Below are 17,070 nucleotides of genomic sequence, written 5' to 3' on the forward strand. Positions count from 1 at the left end.
TTATTTTGAAACGTGGGAGTCTTTATGGAACATAACCCACAATCACAACTTAAGTTACTCGTCACACTCGGAAAAGAACAAGGATACTTAACTTTTTCTGAAGTCAATGATCATTTGCCAGAAGATATTGTGGATCCTGGTCAAATCGAAAATATAATACAAATGATGAATGATATGGGTATTCAAGTTATGGAAGAAGCTCCTAATTCTGATGAGTTTTTATTAATTGGACACACTCATTCTACTAATGACGAAGAAGATGCGACAGAAGCTGCCGTTCAAGCATTAACTAGCGTTGACTCAGAATTAGGGAGAACAACTGATCCAGTACGAATGTATATGCGGGAAATGGGTACTGTGGAATTATTAACACGAGAAGGTGAAATAGATATTGCTAAAAGAATTGAAGACGGAATAAATCAAGTACAATGTTCAGTTGCGGAATATCCAGAAGCAATTACTTATCTTTTAGATCAGTATAAACGTGTAGAAACAGGTGAAACGCGTCTTTCAGATTTAATTACAGGTTTTGTTGATCCTAATATAAATGAAAATATATCAATACACACCAACATAACCCACATAACTTCTGAAATAATAACTGAATCAATATCTGATGACGATGAAGAAGAAAATAATGATGAAAATAACATTGATCCAGAAATAGCCTGTAAAAAATTTACAGCACTACGAGACCAGTATGAAATAACACGCAAAACGATTAAATATAATGGACGCAATCATATTAAATCATCAAAAGAAATTTTAAAGCTCTCTGAAATATTCAAACAATTTAGATTAGTTCCAAAACAATTTGATTATTTGGTTAATAATATGCGATCTATGATGCAACGAGTACGTAAGCAAGAACGCTTAATTATGAAATTATGTGTCGAAATTAGTAAAATGCCAAAAAAAAACTTCATAGAGTTATTTTCAGGCAACGAAACCAATAAAACATGGTTTAATACAGCTTTATCTATGCACACATCATGGTCAGAAAGATTATATAAAGTTGATGAAGATGTAGAAAATAGTTTGTCAAAACTACATCAAATTGAACAAGAAACAGGATTAACAATAGAGCAAGTAAAAGATATTAATCGTCGTATGTCTATTGGAGAAGCTAAAGCTCGAAGAGCTAAAAAAGAAATGGTTGAAGCTAATCTTCGTTTAGTTATATCTATTGCCAAAAAATATACAAATAGAGGGTTGCAGTTTCTAGATTTAATACAAGAGGGCAATATTGGATTGATGAAAGCTGTGGATAAATTTGAGTATCGTCGAGGTTATAAATTTTCCACTTACGCTACTTGGTGGATTCGTCAAGCAATTACTAGATCGATAGCCGATCAAGCGCGTACCATCCGAATCCCAGTTCATATGATAGAAACTATTAATAAACTTAATCGAGTTTCTCGACAAATGTTGCAAGAGATAGGGCATGAACCAACACCAGAAGAACTAGCTGAGCGTATGCTTATGTCAGAAGATAAAATTAGAAAAGTATTAAAAATTGCTAAAGAACCTATTTCTATGGAAACTCCTATAGGAGATGACGAAGATTCTCACCTTGGAGATTTTATTGAAGATACCAATCATGATTTACCTTTAGATTCAGCAACTTCAGATAATTTGCGCACTGCTACTCATGATGTACTCGCTGGACTGACCCCAAGAGAAGCAAAAGTATTACGTATGCGATTTGGTATTGATATGAATACTGATCATACTCTAGAAGAAGTGGGCAAACAATTTGATGTAACTCGCGAACGTATTCGCCAAATAGAGGCAAAAGCTTTAAGAAAATTACGTCATCCTAGTCGATCTGAAATTTTGAGAAGCTTTTTGGATGATTAAGTAAAAATTTCAGAAGCATGATTCATCATTTTTTATAATCATGATATTATATAATTTTATGGATACGTTATTCGATACACAACATCAGAATGTTAGTTATTTTAATTGTAAAATATGATATACATGATAGTAATCAGATATACTAGTAAATAAAAAATACAAATATAGTAACAATTAAAATTAATAACAACTCTATTATTACATACTATAATAGTACATGCGTGATATTGTGTGTTTAATAAAACAAGTTGTTATGCGCATAGACAAGATGATGATGAACACAAACTCAATTGTTATCATTACAAACAAACCAAGGCCCCTTAGCTCAGATCGGTTAGAGCAGGCGACTCATAATCGCTTGGTCGCTGGTTCAAATCCAGCAGGGGTCATTACTTTTCAATAAAAAGTAATTTCATCAAATCAATCTTCATGCTTTATTGAAAAATGAAGATCTTATTCTTACAAGATCAACACCATACCAAAATGGTCGTATATCGATGATTTTCAAATAAAATAATAAATCTATATTTTTATCTTCTTATTTAATAAGAATAAGTAATTTTTCATTACATATCATAACATATATAAAAACATTCTAATCGTTCTAAAAAAAAACCTAAAACAATAAATATAAATACCCACACAAATGAACTGATCCAATTAAATAATTGAAAACGAAAAGAACTTAATCCAGATATTCCTGCAATAATAGGTAATACTGTTCGCACAAATGCTATAAAGCGACCAATAAAAAGCGCAGACAATCCATACCTATTCATTATATAATTCGCTCTTTGATAAAATTTATTAGGTAACAAAGATAACCAGCGTTTAAAAATTTTATTATTCTCCAAAAATTTACCTTGTAAATAACTAATCCAACTACCCAAGCTGACAGCTATTGTTAAAATTCCTAAAGTAACGGTAAAATTCAAAATACCTTTTGCGATCAATACTCCTAATATCACTAACAAACTATCCCCAGGCAAAAAAACAGCCGGAATAATAGCATTTTCTAAAAAAAGAATAAGAAATGCTAATGAATAAATAGCTAATACCAACCTCACATTAGGAAATAATACAAGATTATTTTGCCATACTACATGTATCAATTCTTTTAAAATATTCATTACTTATTGAATTCCATTCACAAATTTTCAAAGTCAATTATATTGAATTTAACATATTTAACCTAATTAAATGAATTTTTACATAACAGTTTGAACATACCATTCTATTAAAAATAAAAATAACACTTTCATTCCATTTGAGAATCAATAATTCTCAATTAATTACTATAACTCTCAATTTTTTAGAAAATCATTATACAAATAACCAATTTATAATTTTTTATAACATATAACAACATGTACTGTTTATATCTATTTACATTTTTCATGTAATAAATTACTACTTATAAATATTACTATTATTTTACTCTTACCACATGTAGCATTAAATACATCATGTATTTTAATAATTAATTAAATCTTCAAAACTTAACTTAAAATATGCAAAAAATATCTATTCTAACAAATCAAAACTATTTCTTTATCAGATATACCATTCTTATAATAACTCATCATGATTACAAATCATTGTAATCGCCATCTAAATATTATTGTCGATCAATCTTTCTCTGAAAAACATTATCTTAACATTTAGTGTTACTACACATATCTTTATCATGAAAACAACGATCACACACGATGATTATATTTGACTTTTAACAAGGAGTTAACCGATAAGCCGGGTTCTGTCTTGGACAATCATTCATCTAAACTAATGTTCACACGATAGTTTCAGCAGCCTACCCAAGTTCAGTACGGACCATACTGTAGAACTTCTATTTAGCCTTGCTCCGAGTGGAGTTTACATAACACGAATTGTTACCAATTCGAATGGTGTGCTCTTACCACCCCTTTTCACCCTTACCTATAATTTCTATAATTTATTATAAAATAATTATAGGCGGTTTTCTTTCTGTTGCACTTGTCGTAGATTCACATCTCCCAGGCGTTACCTGGCACCCTGTCCTATGGAGCCCGGACTTTCCTCCCCCTCATTTGTAATCACACCGACTATCTTTAAGTACTATAAATACAAAGAAGCAGCGATTGTCTAGTCAACTCCTCAAAATATTATAACCATGCCTTCTTTGCTAAGTCATCAATCAAATCACATCGCATGTTTAATTTTATTTAATTTTTTCATCTAGATACTTCTTATAAAGCGTATTCTTTTTTACACCATATATATATCCCGCCAAAGTTGCGGCTCTTTTCAAAGGTAACTCGGATGCTAATAATCGCATGACATGAAGTATTTTTGGGGATAATTCATTCTTTTTCAAATCATTTCCTGCTACAACTAAAACTATTTCTCCTTGAATTCGAGAATTATCTTTTTGAACCCAAGATAATAATTGACCAATAGGAGCACCATAAATAGATTCCCATATTTTAGTTAATTCTCGAGCTATCACAACATAACGCTCTAACCCGAAAACACTAGCCATATCTTTTAAAGTATCTATTATACGATGTTTTACATCGTAAAAAATTAATGTACGTGATTCTTCTGATAAATCTCGCAAACGTCCTATACGTAAATTATGTTTATGCGGTAGAAATCCTTCAAAACAAAAACGATCCGGTGGTAAACCAGATCCACACAATGCAGTAATAGCAGCACATGGGCCAGGTAATGGAATAATTCTAATTTTTAATTTCTGACAAGATTGTACCAAACAATATCCTGGATCATTAATCAATGGAGTACCTGCATCAGACACTAAAGCGATACTTAATCCTTCCTGTAGTTTCGATATTAGCATTGGTATTTTTTTGAATTCATTGTACTGATGTAATGTACATAAGGATGTATGAATAGAAAAACAATCTAATAATATACGAGTACGACGTGTATCCTCCACAGCAATACAGTCTACTTGACGTAATACTGACAAAGCCCGACACGTAATGTCTTGCAAATTTCCAATAGGAGTTGGTACTATATACAATGCAGATGCAAAACTGGGTATCGATGGCAACATATTCTTCACATATCAACATCTACTACGATAGACATTATATTTATAAAATAAACAACAACATCTATGGATTATTTATAAAAGATTCAATATCAATTTATCAGTCTAATATGTAATTTTTATAAAAAACAAACAAATCGATCTCATTATCTGTAGTAACTAAATCACACTATTAATAAATAAATGATATTACATCTAATTAATTAATTAATATTAATTTAAAAAATTTAATACATTTCTGGCTTGAAATTATCAAATGATATTTTTAATGTATTTGATAATATTAAATAATAATAATTCCTTAATTATCATATAATTTATCAAATAAACTTCATCAATATTATACATTCTAAAAACAAATTGTAAACATAATTAAATACTAAAAATAATCTTATAGATATATTTTACTTTTGTACATAAACCTTGATGCATGTATCATACCGTATCTATTAACATAATTACTATCATTAGCCCTATCTTTTAAAACAATGTATTTACAAATAAGTCTATTTATAAACTTGATAATAAAAATTAATACTGGTATTATATTTACTGATCCGAGCACATGAATGCGTGTAAATGAACATTAAATATTATATATCACAGATATTATTAATTTTATTTGCAACATTAATGTTGCAAGCTTGTTGCTCAAGTATGTTGGCTATTGGAACTGCTGCATTCATAACCACTGCATGGAATGATCCTCGTACTATAGGTACTCAGTTGGATGATAAGATTTTAGAAGCTCACATTGCTCATGCTCTTAATCAAAACAAACATATTACAAAATCATCAAGAATAAAAAATACCGTATATCAAGGTAATGTGCTATTGACCGGACAAACTCCTGCCATTTCTTTCGCTGAAGAAACAATAAAAATAGTAAAAAAAATCAATGGAACAAAAAATGTTTATAATGCAATTCGTCAAGATAAACCAATATCTGTACAATCCATTTGCACAGATGCTTGGATCAGCACTCAAATACGCTTAAATTTGTTTATAAAAAAGAATATACATGTTTCCAACGTTAAAATAATTACAGAAAATAAAGAAGTATTTCTTTTAGGACAAGTTACTCAAGAAGAAGGTAGATACGCTGAAAAAATTGCAAGCTCAATAAACGGCATAAAAAATGTGTTTACTGCTTTTTCTTATATTTCCTAAATATAGTACCACACATAAATTATGTATAGCCCACCATCATCACTATTTCCTATATTTTTTATACTTTTTATGTGCCTGAAATGTAAACAGAGCCTGCTAATATCACACAAAAACATTTAATAATCATAACGAATATTATCATTAGTATCTATACACAAACTATATAACGATTTTCATTGTAAAACATATTACACATATTTACTTTATTCAAAGTACCACCGAAAAGAGCGAAAATTAGTAATACTTTTATCGATCAGCTTTCAAACATTTTTAATTCTATACTGTACTCTTTGTTTAAAGATATAATCAAATTTAAAAAATATATTTCGAATCCTTTAATAAAATATCTAGTTTTCAAAACTAATAATATATTGATAGAATATAAGATGCGATTCATACAACTTATTTTGAAATAATAACAATCATTAAAATAAACAATCCCTCTTATAAACACATCTCTTCTGATACATTACCGCTATCTTCACATCAATTAAACTATTACCAGTCAAATAAATGAGGATAAATACATAAAATTCATATTAAATGAATTTACATTGTCATCGAACTAATTAAATAAATATAAGTAATATTATTAATACTTCTTTGCAAATTAGTATAATATTGTTCTTACCAAAAATGTTTTCACTTACATTAAAATTAAACTAATTTATATTTCTGTTAAGAATACGCAATGTATTGTTATAGTAAAATGATTTCATCCATATGAAATAAAAAACAAAAAATAACTATTGGTATCAAAAAAAAATTAATCATTACGATATAACTACTATTAAAACAAAACCATTTGGAAGATACCTGATATACCCAAATAAACAATTTATATAAAATAACGAAGAGATATCTACTATCATAGATAGTAAAGGATTATATCCTTCTACAATGAACAGATACTAATTAGTAATCGTTTTAAAATCATTCTCAAATAAACATGAAAAACTATAATAGTACCTATAGTTTTTTACAACTATTCGTTCAGTTAAGATTGTTATCTTTTCGACATTTCAACATAAAATAGTTAGTTAAGTCAGTTTTAAACATTATGCCATCTCTAGATTTAAATTAAAATCTACAACAGTAAATAAAAAAAATAAAAACATCAATCCTCATTCTATTTAAAGGTACACATTCACCCATTGTAATCAATGTTTGTTTAAGATTCTTAAAATTTTTATAACACAACAAACATAATGTCACTAACGTCATCATCGACCACATCTGTAAGGTTATAGAAAATACTTATTACATTTGTTATGTTTTATAAAAATTTTATACATAATTGTGGAGAAACATTCTAAAATACATTTTTATCATTATTAAAATATTTAACGCTTTGAAAACTGAGGACGCCTTCGTGCTTTGCGTAAACCCACCTTCTTTCTTTCTACTTCTCTAGAATCTCTAGTAACTAATCCAACTGATCGCAATACACTGCGTAATTTCTCATCATACTGCAATAATGCACGTGTCATTCCATGACATATCGCTCCAGCCTGACCAGACATACCTCCACCTTTTACAGTGATATAAACATCTAATTTATTTAGTAAATTAGTAATTTTTAAGGGCCTGATAATGATTGACTGTATGTTATGTTTAGGAAAATATTGATCTAATTCACGTTTATTTATAATAACTTTTCCATTACCTATCCCAGACCTAATAAACACTCGAGCGGAAGCAGTTTTTCGTCGTCCAGTACCATAATATTGATTTAAATTCATACTTTATTTCCATTGTTATTTCTCATTATTAACAATCTATAAATTGAGGTTCTTGAGCAGCATGCACATGCGCATTGCCCGAATACACTCTAAGTCTAGAGTACATCATACGACCCAAAGGACCTTTCGGTAACATACCTTTTACTGAAATTTCAATTATCTTTTCAGGGTATCTATTTATCATTCCTTTAAAATTCAATTGCTTAATACCTCCAATATATCCCGTATGATGATAGTATATTTTATCATCACGTTTATGCCCACTTACAGACACCTCTTTTGCATTTACAACAATAACGTAATCTCCGGTATCGATATGAGGAGTATATTCTATTTTATGCTTACCAATTAAATATCTAGTGATTACAGTAGATAAACGACCAAGTATTTTATTCTTAGCATCAATAATATGCCATTTTCGTCTAATTAAATGTGATTTTGCCATAAAAGTTTTCATCAACATAAAACCTCACTCAATATAAAAAATTTAACCATATTAACTAAACATAAAATAATGAATTCAATATGCCAAATAAGATACTTGATTAATATCAGCATATATACTACCATTGAACATTAAAATTGTTATATCATAATACCTTTTGAACCTATAAAACAGTATAAATTGGTACTACTTCAAACAATGTCTCAATCCATATATTATAGATTAACTAAAAGTAAATTAGTTGATGTGATAAGATATATTGTATCATCATTCTATTTCTAGAATCACTCTAATATTTATTTCAAAATAAATACTCAAATAGATACCTATCTACTTACTTTATAACATTCTGTATGAATATTTATTGATAAAGAAAACTAAGTAGAATAAAATTCTACTAAATCACGTATATATTAGATAATCGATAATTGGGATTATTAACTTTGAATATATTATACGATAACATAAACATATGCAAAATTATGTATTAAATCAATTAACATACGAAAACAAACACATTAAATAAAATAAATTTAGGGGTGTTATTATGATATGGATGTGTATATTCATAAGTTTAATAATCGGAATAATTATAGGGGGATCTATAATGTATTACAAAGCACGCTATTTACTACATGATCAAAAAACTTTATATAACGAACTACAGGATAAAAAAATTAAACTGAATGAATACCAAAAAGAACTAAGTAATCACTTTGTTTATACTATAGAATTACTAAACAAAATGGCAGATGATTATCGTCATTTATACCATAGCGTTAAAAAAAGTGCTAATTTTTTTTTACCAAATACACATATACAAGATAATATACACGCGTTTAATATAAAAAAAACAACCATAAAAAACGAACAATTACCAATAGTAGAAGCACCACTAGATTATTCCAGTAATGTAGAAGATACTATAAAAAAATCATGATATTAAACAATATAAGGCAACTTTCATTATTCTACATAAGCTATTTGACGTCATATACTATATACAGCATGTGTAATATAGTAACTCATCATCCACCTAAATCTATTCTAGACAATTAAAAGTTATTACCTAGAATAATAAAATTGGAGCTTGTATTTTTAGTTGTTAAAATTTATGAATATTTAAACAATACTATTTCTTGATTACAATATAACTAACTTAATTAATTACCTATGAAGATAACACATTTCCTGAACATATTGAGTATATTATTTACATTGGGAATGTCATATGCTGGGTCTTCTATAAATCATACAACATTTTCTACAGAAATGTCGGAATGCTTTCCGAGTTTAGCGCCCATGTTAGATACAGTGCTGCCAGCAGTAGTAAGTGTGCATGTAGAAGGCATTCAACCTGCAAGGAGGCTGACATTACCTAAAGAATTTAAATATTTTTTTGGACCAGATATCCCTGGAGGAAATTTTGGATCTAGACCATTCGAAGGACTAGGATCAGGAGTAATTATTAACGCTAACAAAGGATACATTATCACCAATAACCATGTTGTCAACGGTGCAGATAAAATTAAAATACAACTTAACGATGGTCGAGAGTTTAATGCCAAATTGGTAGGACATGATGAACAAACTGACTTAGCATTGCTTCAATTATTAAAATTTAAAAATCTCTCTGAAATAAAAATAGCTGATTCTGATATTTTAAAAGTTGGTGATTTTGCTGTTGCGATTGGTAATCCTTTTGGATTAGGTCAAACAGCAACTTCTGGAATTATATCAGCATTAGGAAGGAGTGGTTTAAACCTTGAAGGATTAGAAAACTTTATACAAACTGATGCCTCTATAAATAGAGGAAATTCTGGAGGAGCTCTAGTGAACTTACATGGAGAATTAATTGGAATTAATACTGCTATTTTAGCGCCTGGGGGAGGAAATATTGGTATTGGTTTCGCTATTCCTAGCAACATCGTGAAAAATTTAAGTCAACAATTAATCGAATTTGGAGAAGTAAAACGAGGACAATTAGGAATAAAAGGTACAGAATTAACTGCCGATATCGCTAAAGCACTTAATATCGACGCACAACGTGGAGCATTTGTTAGCGAAGTTCTACCGGGAACTGCAGCCTCCAAAGCAAATATTAAAGCAGGAGATATTATTGTATCCATAGAAGGAAAACCAATAAAAAATTTTGCAGAATTAAGGGTGAAAATTGGTACTACTACTCCAGGTAAAATTATAAAACTAGGATTGTTACGAGATGGGAAAATACAAACAGTATCAGTGCTATTAGATGATAGCACTTCTGTAAGTACCAGCGAAGAAATGTTAACTCCAGCATTACAAGGGGCTTCTCTAAGCAATGGATCTTCAAAAGATGGAACAAAAGGAGTACGAGTTGAAGATATAGTAAAAGATTCTCCAGCTTACTCTATTGGTCTTCAAAAAGGCGACTTAATCGTCGGATTAAATCGCACGAAAGTACACAATTTATCTCAATTACGTAAAATTTTAAACGAAAAACCATCAGTTATAGCGCTGAATATTATGCGTGGAGATACAAGTATATTTTTACTACTTCGTTAAGTTTAATCTACTTTAAACAACAACACAACTAATAAATAATTAATTAACCTATATTATATACCATTAAATAATTTTAACAAAGATTCCCATATAAACTCTAATTATTTAATATAATTAAATAACATAAAAACATATATTTCAACAAGAAGATCACTCAAAAAACGCAATTTAAAATTGCTACACTCAATAAAACAGTTATTTATTAGTAACTCGTTCAATATGAGCTCCCATATGTTTTAACTTTTTTTCAATATGATCATATCCACGATCAATATGATATACACAATCCACTATTGTCAACCCTTCAGCAATACAACCAGCTAATACTAAACTTGCAGAAGCCCGTAAGTCCGTGGCCATAACTTGAGCACCGATTAATGAATCAACACCGTGACACACAATCATATTATTTGATATTTTAACACGAGCTCCCATACGAACAAGTTCTGGTACGTGCATAAACCTATTTTCAAATATAGTTTCTACAATTTTTCCCGTTCCTTCAGAAACTATATTTAATAAAGTAAACTGTGCTTGCATATCAGTAGGAAATCCTGGATATGGTTTAGTACATACAGTAATAGCTTTGGGTCTTTTCCCATGCATATTCAAACCGATCCAATCTTTTCCAATATCAATATCAGCTCCAGATTCACGTAATTTTTTTATCACAAAACGTAAGGTATCCGGACGAGATCCTAAACAAACTACATTTGTACGCGAAATAGCAGCTGCAACTAAATAGGTACCAGTTTCAATACGATCGGGCATAATTGAATACTTCCCTCCGCCTAATTTTTGAGCCCCTTCGATAGTAATTCTGTTGCTTCCAGCTCCATTAATATTAGTTCCTAACATAATAAGAAAATTAGCAGTATCAACAATCTCTGGTTCGCGAGCAGCATTATCAATGACAGTAATCCCCTCTGCTAATGCAGCAGCACTCATTATAGTAACCGTAGCTCCAACACTGATTTTATCCATGATAATATGAGCACCGTGTAACCGTCCATTCACAGAAGCTGTAACATATTCTTCTTCTAAAATAATTGTCGCTCCCAATTTCTCTAAACCGTTGACATGTAAATCCACTAATCTTTTCCCAATTGAACATCCGCCAGGCAGCCAAATTTTACCTTCTCCAAACCGTGCTACTAATGGTCCTAATGCCCAAATAGAAGCGCGCATAGATTTAGACAAATCATAAGATGCGCAGTACGTATTAACACTACTAGTATCTACAAAGACTACATCGCAATGATCCACTTTTGCTCCAAGTTGTGTTAACAATTTTATAGTAACATCAATATCTTTTAACTTAGGTACATTAAAAATTTCTACTGGTTCTTCAGTCAACAATGTAGCAAACAAAATTGGCAATGCAGAATTTTTAGCACCTGATATACTCACTTCACCACTTAAAGGAGTAGGACCATGAATATAAAATCTATCCATTGTCATAGCCTAATATCATGATATATTATATTAATTTAACATTAATTAAAAACTGATTCACGTTCACGTACCGCATAATCGACGTTTCTTATTCCATTCCTTAGGATTGAATGCTTGAATAGATATTGAATGAATTTTATTATTTAAAATATACTTCATAAGAGGAGCATATATGATTTTATGCCGTTCTAACTCATCCATATCATCATAAAAAACATGACTTACGGCGATAATTTGATAATTATTATCACACAGAGAAACATATGCTTCATCTAATGACAAATTTTTTAATAAAATACTTTTGACTTCATCCGCACGCATAACTATCACCATTTAAATAATCATATATAGTATTAGAAAAATGCAGAATTATGTTCTCATATTTTTTATGACTATACAATTATTATTCTACTGTTGTTTTATATCAAAATATCAATTTAATCTAATATTTCATTTGCATTTGCATGACGAATCACTTACTTTCTGTTACAGTAAGTATAACAATATTCATTGTTATTGAACTTTTTCTAAAAAACAAATCGCAATATAAAATATACAATATATAATATAAAATATTACAAGATAATTAATTAATATCAATGATTTCCATTATTAATTAAAATATTTTCTGTAATTACTATTTAAGTATTCTTCAATACAAATAAAAACATTATAACAATATTCTTTAATCTATAAATAAAATTCATTATTAAACATCTCATATCCAAGACGTTATTATGTAATGCTACTCAATTTAATTTAAATATAAAAAAATAGGATATAATGTATTTTCAAGAATAAACACTATTAATAAATACCTTTTATAGGATAGACATCATATCTATCGATCGATAATTTTTATGCTAAAAGATATTATTTCAAATTGTTAATTCAATCATAATAAAATCCTTCACAAAACATATATCTAAACACATTGAATCAGTGATAATCCTTTTCATCAGAAAAATTACACATCATTTATAATGATATAAAAATTGATTATTCATAAAATTCGTAAAATAATTTAACTAACTCAAAATATCCACACCCTTAGCAATATTACACATGAATAATCAACAACACCTGTATAACTAAATTATTTGTTAGTCATTAGCAATACACCAATCTATCTTATTTGTAATTGTATTTAGAAATCAAAAATATTCTTATGTTTTTCGATGCTAAATCTTAAAATAATAAAAATTTTAATTGATATTGTTACTAATATTATCTAATCTAGATCGGTGTTATTTATTACTGATTTAAATAACATCGACTCACTTTAATGACTTTTATCATACAATAATACTCATATTTTGATACTAAAAATCCATATTAAATATCATGATGAATAAACTACACGAACGTCAAATAAATAGTATTTTTACCTAATTTTTAAACACACTGCTATATATCAATCGACAACCATAATTAAATAATTTCCCGAAATATCTAATCATACTGATGTAATATCTTTAATTACTGTAAGATATGGGTATCTTCAATTATTAATATTATCAAAATAACAATAGCCTTAAAAAATTTAAAATAATCATTTAATCATCATTATTAATCATTATTGAATGATTTTTCAACTAAATAATTTATTTAAATAATCTAATTACATAACATATATACACATTTATATCTCATATTTAAACACACCTTACATGAAAATTTTCTAATAAAAATGCAAATGCCTTCCCATTTCCAATTCTTTAATTTTACTAAAGATTAACTTATTTTTTGATTTTTAAAAACCATAACGATAATTATTGTTTAAATACATTCTAAACAAATGATTATTTTTACAAATCACATGATGCTGATGTTTCCATCTATAATGAAACTGTCAAATCATTCCATCTATTATTAATAATCTATTCTTTTTATTGTTTATATTCTAAAACCCAATTATGCAGTTATCATCAATAATAATTTAATTTTGAAAATAATTTTTTTCTATAAAACAAAAATTAAAATTTATACACGTCTATTTCATAGAAATACATTATAAAACATAAATTATTTAAATACTTTTACTGAAATATCAAAAATTTATAAATGATTACAGATACTATAATCGACCATATTAATAATATAAATAAAAAAATTATTAACATAAACAATTATTAATTAATGATAATAAATAAATTATTATGAGTTCGTGTACTTTAATATAAAAATATTCTTTATTATTCACGTTTTTCACCTAAATAATATAATTTTTTTATAATAAAAATTACTCTTTAATCTTTCTATTAAAAATAGAAGATATTTTAAATAAAAATAGTATCATTAAATATAATACTTCTTTAACAATATCGCAAAACTTAAGAATCTATTTGCTATATAAAAACTAAAAATATAAGTTATGATTTTCATTAACAAATATATTTTAAAAAAAAATTCATATATTTTATTTGATTACTATTAGTTACTGAAAATATATATGCGCATCAACAGTAGTATGCGTGATTTAAATTACAATCCATTAATTAACATAATAACTATTCATCTCGAACATATTCATATACAATGCACACTATTTACACAAACTTAAAAAGATACCTAAATCTTCTTATAGATGAAGACTTAAAAAACGTAATATTCTTCAGAAATATATCACTGCAAAATACATAATTTATAATTCATATATTCAAATAATCTTTGTTACATATTATTTTTTTAAAGGATAATTCTAAAATATTTTTATATTGTTTCATATTAAATAACTGATTATTTAAATGCGTATTTCATCGAAACAACAATTAAAAGAAAACAATCGTAATAATATTAAATTCATATTACCTATCTAATAATATCTTTTATCATCTAAAAAATAAAAAAAATATTAAGTTATAATCATTAATTAAATATGAGATCCTATATAATGTTTTATACATCACAGTCACCAAAAAAAAATAAAAAATATATTTTTATTTTAATTTTATTGATATTAATCATAATTTTTACGTTTTTTATCATGAAAAAAACATCAATCATGTTGAATACATCATTACACCTGTTATCTGATCATAACATATGTACTCATCAAGGCAACGATATCATCGTGAACATATACAATAAAACAGGACAACTGCAATTTAAATTGACGGCACATTGCATTCAACATTTTTCAAATCAAAAAATTACTTGGTTCATGTATCCTAGCATCACATCTTTCAACAACAAAAATATTCCAACGTGGAAAATCATAGCAAACCAAGCCAAATTGAATTCTGAACAAACATTACACTTATACGGATATGTACATATCAATAATTTAATAAATAACACATGCTTTCAGTCCATTATTACAAATCAAGCAACAATTAACTTAATAACTCAAGACATTATTTCAAATGAAACAGTAATTATACATGGTCATTATTTTTATTCTGTAGGGATGAAAATGTATGCTAATTTACATACACAAACAGCAAAATTAATTGATAATGCACAAACCTGTTATGAAATCCAACATATACGATAAATATAAAATAATGATTACTTGTATCAATACATTTTTAATATTTGCTCACTCCTATGCTGTAGAAGATAAAAAATCACAAATACTTCAAATTTGTTCTGAATGTCAATCAATCAATATGTTAACTAATACAATAGTTTTTACAGGTCAAGTGACGTTGAAGTATAAAGATATTAATCTTTATGCAGATAAGATATTAATCTCTCATGTAGAAGATACACATCACCTGTCCATGATAGAAGCGCATGGAAACCCTGTTACTTTAAATCAAACTCAAAAAACGAAGAATGTGGTATTTGCTCAATCATCAATAATACAGTACAATACCAACAATAATACCGTTATTCTTATTGGTAATGCTTATATAAAACAATCAGAAAATTCTATACAAAGTGATAAGATTACATACTCAATAAAAAATAAAAAAATAAAAGCCACTTCCAACCAAGGCAATAAAGTTATAACAACTTTATCAAAAAAATCCATTTAAAAATATATTTAACATACATTACATCATTAGTTATATTTTAATTTCATGACAACACTGACTATAAAAAATCTATCCAAAATTTATAAAGGACGACATGTAGTTAAAAATGTAAGCTTATATGTAACTTCTGGAGAAATTGTTGGATTATTAGGTCCAAATGGCTCGGGAAAAACTACAACATTCTATATGATATTAGGAATTATTCAACATAATTCCGGTAGTATTTTACTTGGTAACAAAGATATTAGTATGTTACCAATCTACCTTAGAGCTCGATTAGGAATAGGTTATTTGCCTCAAGAAAGCTCCATTTTTCGTCGATTAACTGTATTTGATAATCTAATGGCTATATTGCAAACGCAACATGATCTTAATAAAAAAAAACGTGATAAACTTATTACAGAATTAATGAATAACTTTCATATCAGTCATTTAAAAAATAACATCGGGCACACGTTGTCTGGCGGTGAACGAAAACGTGTAGAAATTGCAAGAGCATTAGCTGCTAATCCTAAATTTATATTACTCGACGAACCTTTTTCTGGAGTAGATCCAATTTCAATAATAGATATACAAAAAATTATTAAACAACTTCAAGCCAGAAAACTGGGAGTATTAATAACCGATCATAATGTACGAGAAACATTACGTATATGTGAACGAGCATATATAGTTAATCAAGGAAAATCAATTGCCCATGGATCCCCTAAGGAAATATTAAGTAATGAACACGTACAAAAAGTATACTTAGGAGATATATTTAAAATATAACACATGACACATATCATGTGTTATATGGAATAATGAAAATAAAAT

General features: G+C 27.9%; 13 protein-coding genes, 1 tRNA gene and 1 other RNA gene. 8 read left to right on the forward strand and 7 right to left on the reverse strand.

The window, feature by feature from the left end; all coding sequences use genetic code 11:
• The first annotated feature begins 24 nt into the window (after window positions 1–24).
• Together rpoD and M9397_RS02405 are read left to right on the forward strand one after the other, a co-directional pair.
• A complete protein-coding gene (rpoD, locus tag M9397_RS02400) occupies window positions 25–1,860 on the forward strand; it encodes an RNA polymerase sigma factor RpoD (RefSeq protein ID WP_250226798.1) in 1,836 nt (611 codons plus the stop codon).
• A gap of 314 nt (window positions 1,861–2,174) precedes the next feature.
• Window positions 2,175–2,249: transfer RNA gene (locus M9397_RS02405), tRNA-Ile, on the forward strand.
• A gap of 177 nt (window positions 2,250–2,426) precedes the next feature.
• Here the strand turns inward: M9397_RS02405 and M9397_RS02410 are convergent.
• The 3 genes from M9397_RS02410 to rsmI all read right to left on the reverse strand — a co-directional run bounded on the left by M9397_RS02410 (window position 2,427) and on the right by rsmI (window position 4,915).
• Window positions 2,427–2,990: a DedA family protein gene (locus tag M9397_RS02410; RefSeq protein ID WP_250226799.1), complete on the reverse strand. Its 564-nt coding sequence runs from the start codon at window positions 2,988–2,990 to the stop codon at window positions 2,427–2,429.
• Window positions 2,991–3,589: 599 nt separating this feature from the next.
• Window positions 3,590–3,993: RNase P RNA component class A (rnpB, locus tag M9397_RS02415), an RNA gene on the reverse strand.
• 64 nt (window positions 3,994–4,057) lie between these two features.
• A complete protein-coding gene (gene rsmI / locus M9397_RS02420) occupies window positions 4,058–4,915 on the reverse strand; it encodes a 16S rRNA (cytidine(1402)-2'-O)-methyltransferase (protein ID WP_250226800.1) in 858 nt (285 codons plus the stop codon).
• Window positions 4,916–5,491: 576 nt separating this feature from the next.
• Between rsmI and dolP the strand changes: the two genes are divergently transcribed.
• Window positions 5,492–6,082 (forward strand): division/outer membrane stress-associated lipid-binding lipoprotein, encoded by a 591-nt coding sequence (gene dolP, locus M9397_RS02425; protein ID WP_250226801.1) that lies wholly within the window; start codon window positions 5,492–5,494, stop codon window positions 6,080–6,082.
• 1,343 nt (window positions 6,083–7,425) lie between these two features.
• Here dolP and rpsI read toward each other — a convergent pair.
• Together rpsI and rplM are read right to left on the reverse strand one after the other, a co-directional pair.
• Entirely contained in the window at window positions 7,426–7,824 is a 399-nt protein-coding gene (gene rpsI / locus M9397_RS02430; RefSeq protein WP_250226802.1) for a 30S ribosomal protein S9, read from the reverse strand.
• Between the two features lie 28 nt (window positions 7,825–7,852).
• A complete protein-coding gene (gene rplM / locus M9397_RS02435; RefSeq protein WP_250226803.1) occupies window positions 7,853–8,281 on the reverse strand; it encodes a 50S ribosomal protein L13 in 429 nt (142 codons plus the stop codon).
• Between the two features lie 544 nt (window positions 8,282–8,825).
• On the opposite strand from rplM, the gene M9397_RS02440 reads away from it, so the two are divergent.
• Together M9397_RS02440 and M9397_RS02445 are read left to right on the forward strand one after the other, a co-directional pair.
• Entirely contained in the window at window positions 8,826–9,209 is a 384-nt protein-coding gene (locus M9397_RS02440; protein WP_284150761.1) for a Z-ring associated ZapG family protein, read from the forward strand.
• 233 nt (window positions 9,210–9,442) lie between these two features.
• Window positions 9,443–10,816, forward strand: coding sequence for a Do family serine endopeptidase (locus M9397_RS02445; RefSeq protein ID WP_250226805.1), 1,374 nt, complete (start codon window positions 9,443–9,445; stop codon window positions 10,814–10,816).
• A gap of 195 nt (window positions 10,817–11,011) precedes the next feature.
• On the opposite strand, the gene murA is transcribed toward M9397_RS02445, so the two are convergent.
• On the reverse strand, window positions 11,012–12,271 hold the full coding sequence (gene murA / locus M9397_RS02450; RefSeq protein ID WP_250227208.1) for a UDP-N-acetylglucosamine 1-carboxyvinyltransferase: 1,260 nt from the start codon (window positions 12,269–12,271) through the stop codon (window positions 11,012–11,014).
• 63 nt (window positions 12,272–12,334) lie between these two features.
• Window positions 12,335–12,592, reverse strand: coding sequence for a BolA family protein (locus M9397_RS02455; protein ID WP_250226806.1), 258 nt, complete (start codon window positions 12,590–12,592; stop codon window positions 12,335–12,337).
• Window positions 12,593–15,164: 2,572 nt separating this feature from the next.
• Between M9397_RS02455 and lptC the strand changes: the two genes are divergently transcribed.
• From lptC to lptB, 3 genes are read left to right on the forward strand one after another with little or no spacing between them, the layout of a single operon-like run.
• Window positions 15,165–15,767, forward strand: a complete 603-nt coding sequence (gene lptC / locus M9397_RS02460) for an LPS export ABC transporter periplasmic protein LptC (RefSeq protein WP_250226807.1) — start codon at window positions 15,165–15,167, stop codon at window positions 15,765–15,767.
• Window positions 15,745–16,254: a lipopolysaccharide transport periplasmic protein LptA gene (gene lptA, locus M9397_RS02465; protein WP_250259637.1), complete on the forward strand. Its 510-nt coding sequence runs from the start codon at window positions 15,745–15,747 to the stop codon at window positions 16,252–16,254. Before lptC ends, lptA begins: the two co-directional genes overlap by 23 nt.
• Window positions 16,255–16,299: 45 nt before the next feature.
• Window positions 16,300–17,025 (forward strand): LPS export ABC transporter ATP-binding protein, encoded by a 726-nt coding sequence (gene lptB, locus M9397_RS02470; protein WP_250226809.1) that lies wholly within the window; start codon window positions 16,300–16,302, stop codon window positions 17,023–17,025.
• Window positions 17,026–17,070 lie beyond the last annotated feature (45 nt).

This window comes from Blochmannia endosymbiont of Camponotus sp. C-003 (genome assembly GCF_023585685.1).
Lineage (GTDB): Bacteria > Pseudomonadota > Gammaproteobacteria > Enterobacterales > Enterobacteriaceae > Blochmanniella.

Coding starts and splice junctions, on each gene's coding strand:
- M9397_RS02410 (WP_250226799.1), bottom strand. CDS start 2,990: ATGAATATTTTAAAAGAATTGATACATGTAGTATGGCAAAATAATCTT.
- dolP (WP_250226801.1), top strand. CDS start 5,492: ATGAACATTAAATATTATATATCACAGATATTATTAATTTTATTTGCA.
- rpoD (WP_250226798.1), top strand. CDS start 25: ATGGAACATAACCCACAATCACAACTTAAGTTACTCGTCACACTCGGA.
- M9397_RS02440 (WP_284150761.1), top strand. CDS start 8,826: ATGTGTATATTCATAAGTTTAATAATCGGAATAATTATAGGGGGATCT.
- lptB (WP_250226809.1), top strand. CDS start 16,300: ATGACAACACTGACTATAAAAAATCTATCCAAAATTTATAAAGGACGA.
- lptA (WP_250259637.1), top strand. CDS start 15,745: ATGAAATCCAACATATACGATAAATATAAAATAATGATTACTTGTATC.
- M9397_RS02455 (WP_250226806.1), bottom strand. CDS start 12,592: ATGCGTGCGGATGAAGTCAAAAGTATTTTATTAAAAAATTTGTCATTA.
- rsmI (WP_250226800.1), bottom strand. CDS start 4,915: ATGTTGCCATCGATACCCAGTTTTGCATCTGCATTGTATATAGTACCA.
- murA (WP_250227208.1), bottom strand. CDS start 12,271: ATGGATAGATTTTATATTCATGGTCCTACTCCTTTAAGTGGTGAAGTG.
- rpsI (WP_250226802.1), bottom strand. CDS start 7,824: ATGAATTTAAATCAATATTATGGTACTGGACGACGAAAAACTGCTTCC.
- rplM (WP_250226803.1), bottom strand. CDS start 8,281: ATGAAAACTTTTATGGCAAAATCACATTTAATTAGACGAAAATGGCAT.
- M9397_RS02445 (WP_250226805.1), top strand. CDS start 9,443: ATGAAGATAACACATTTCCTGAACATATTGAGTATATTATTTACATTG.
- lptC (WP_250226807.1), top strand. CDS start 15,165: ATGTTTTATACATCACAGTCACCAAAAAAAAATAAAAAATATATTTTT.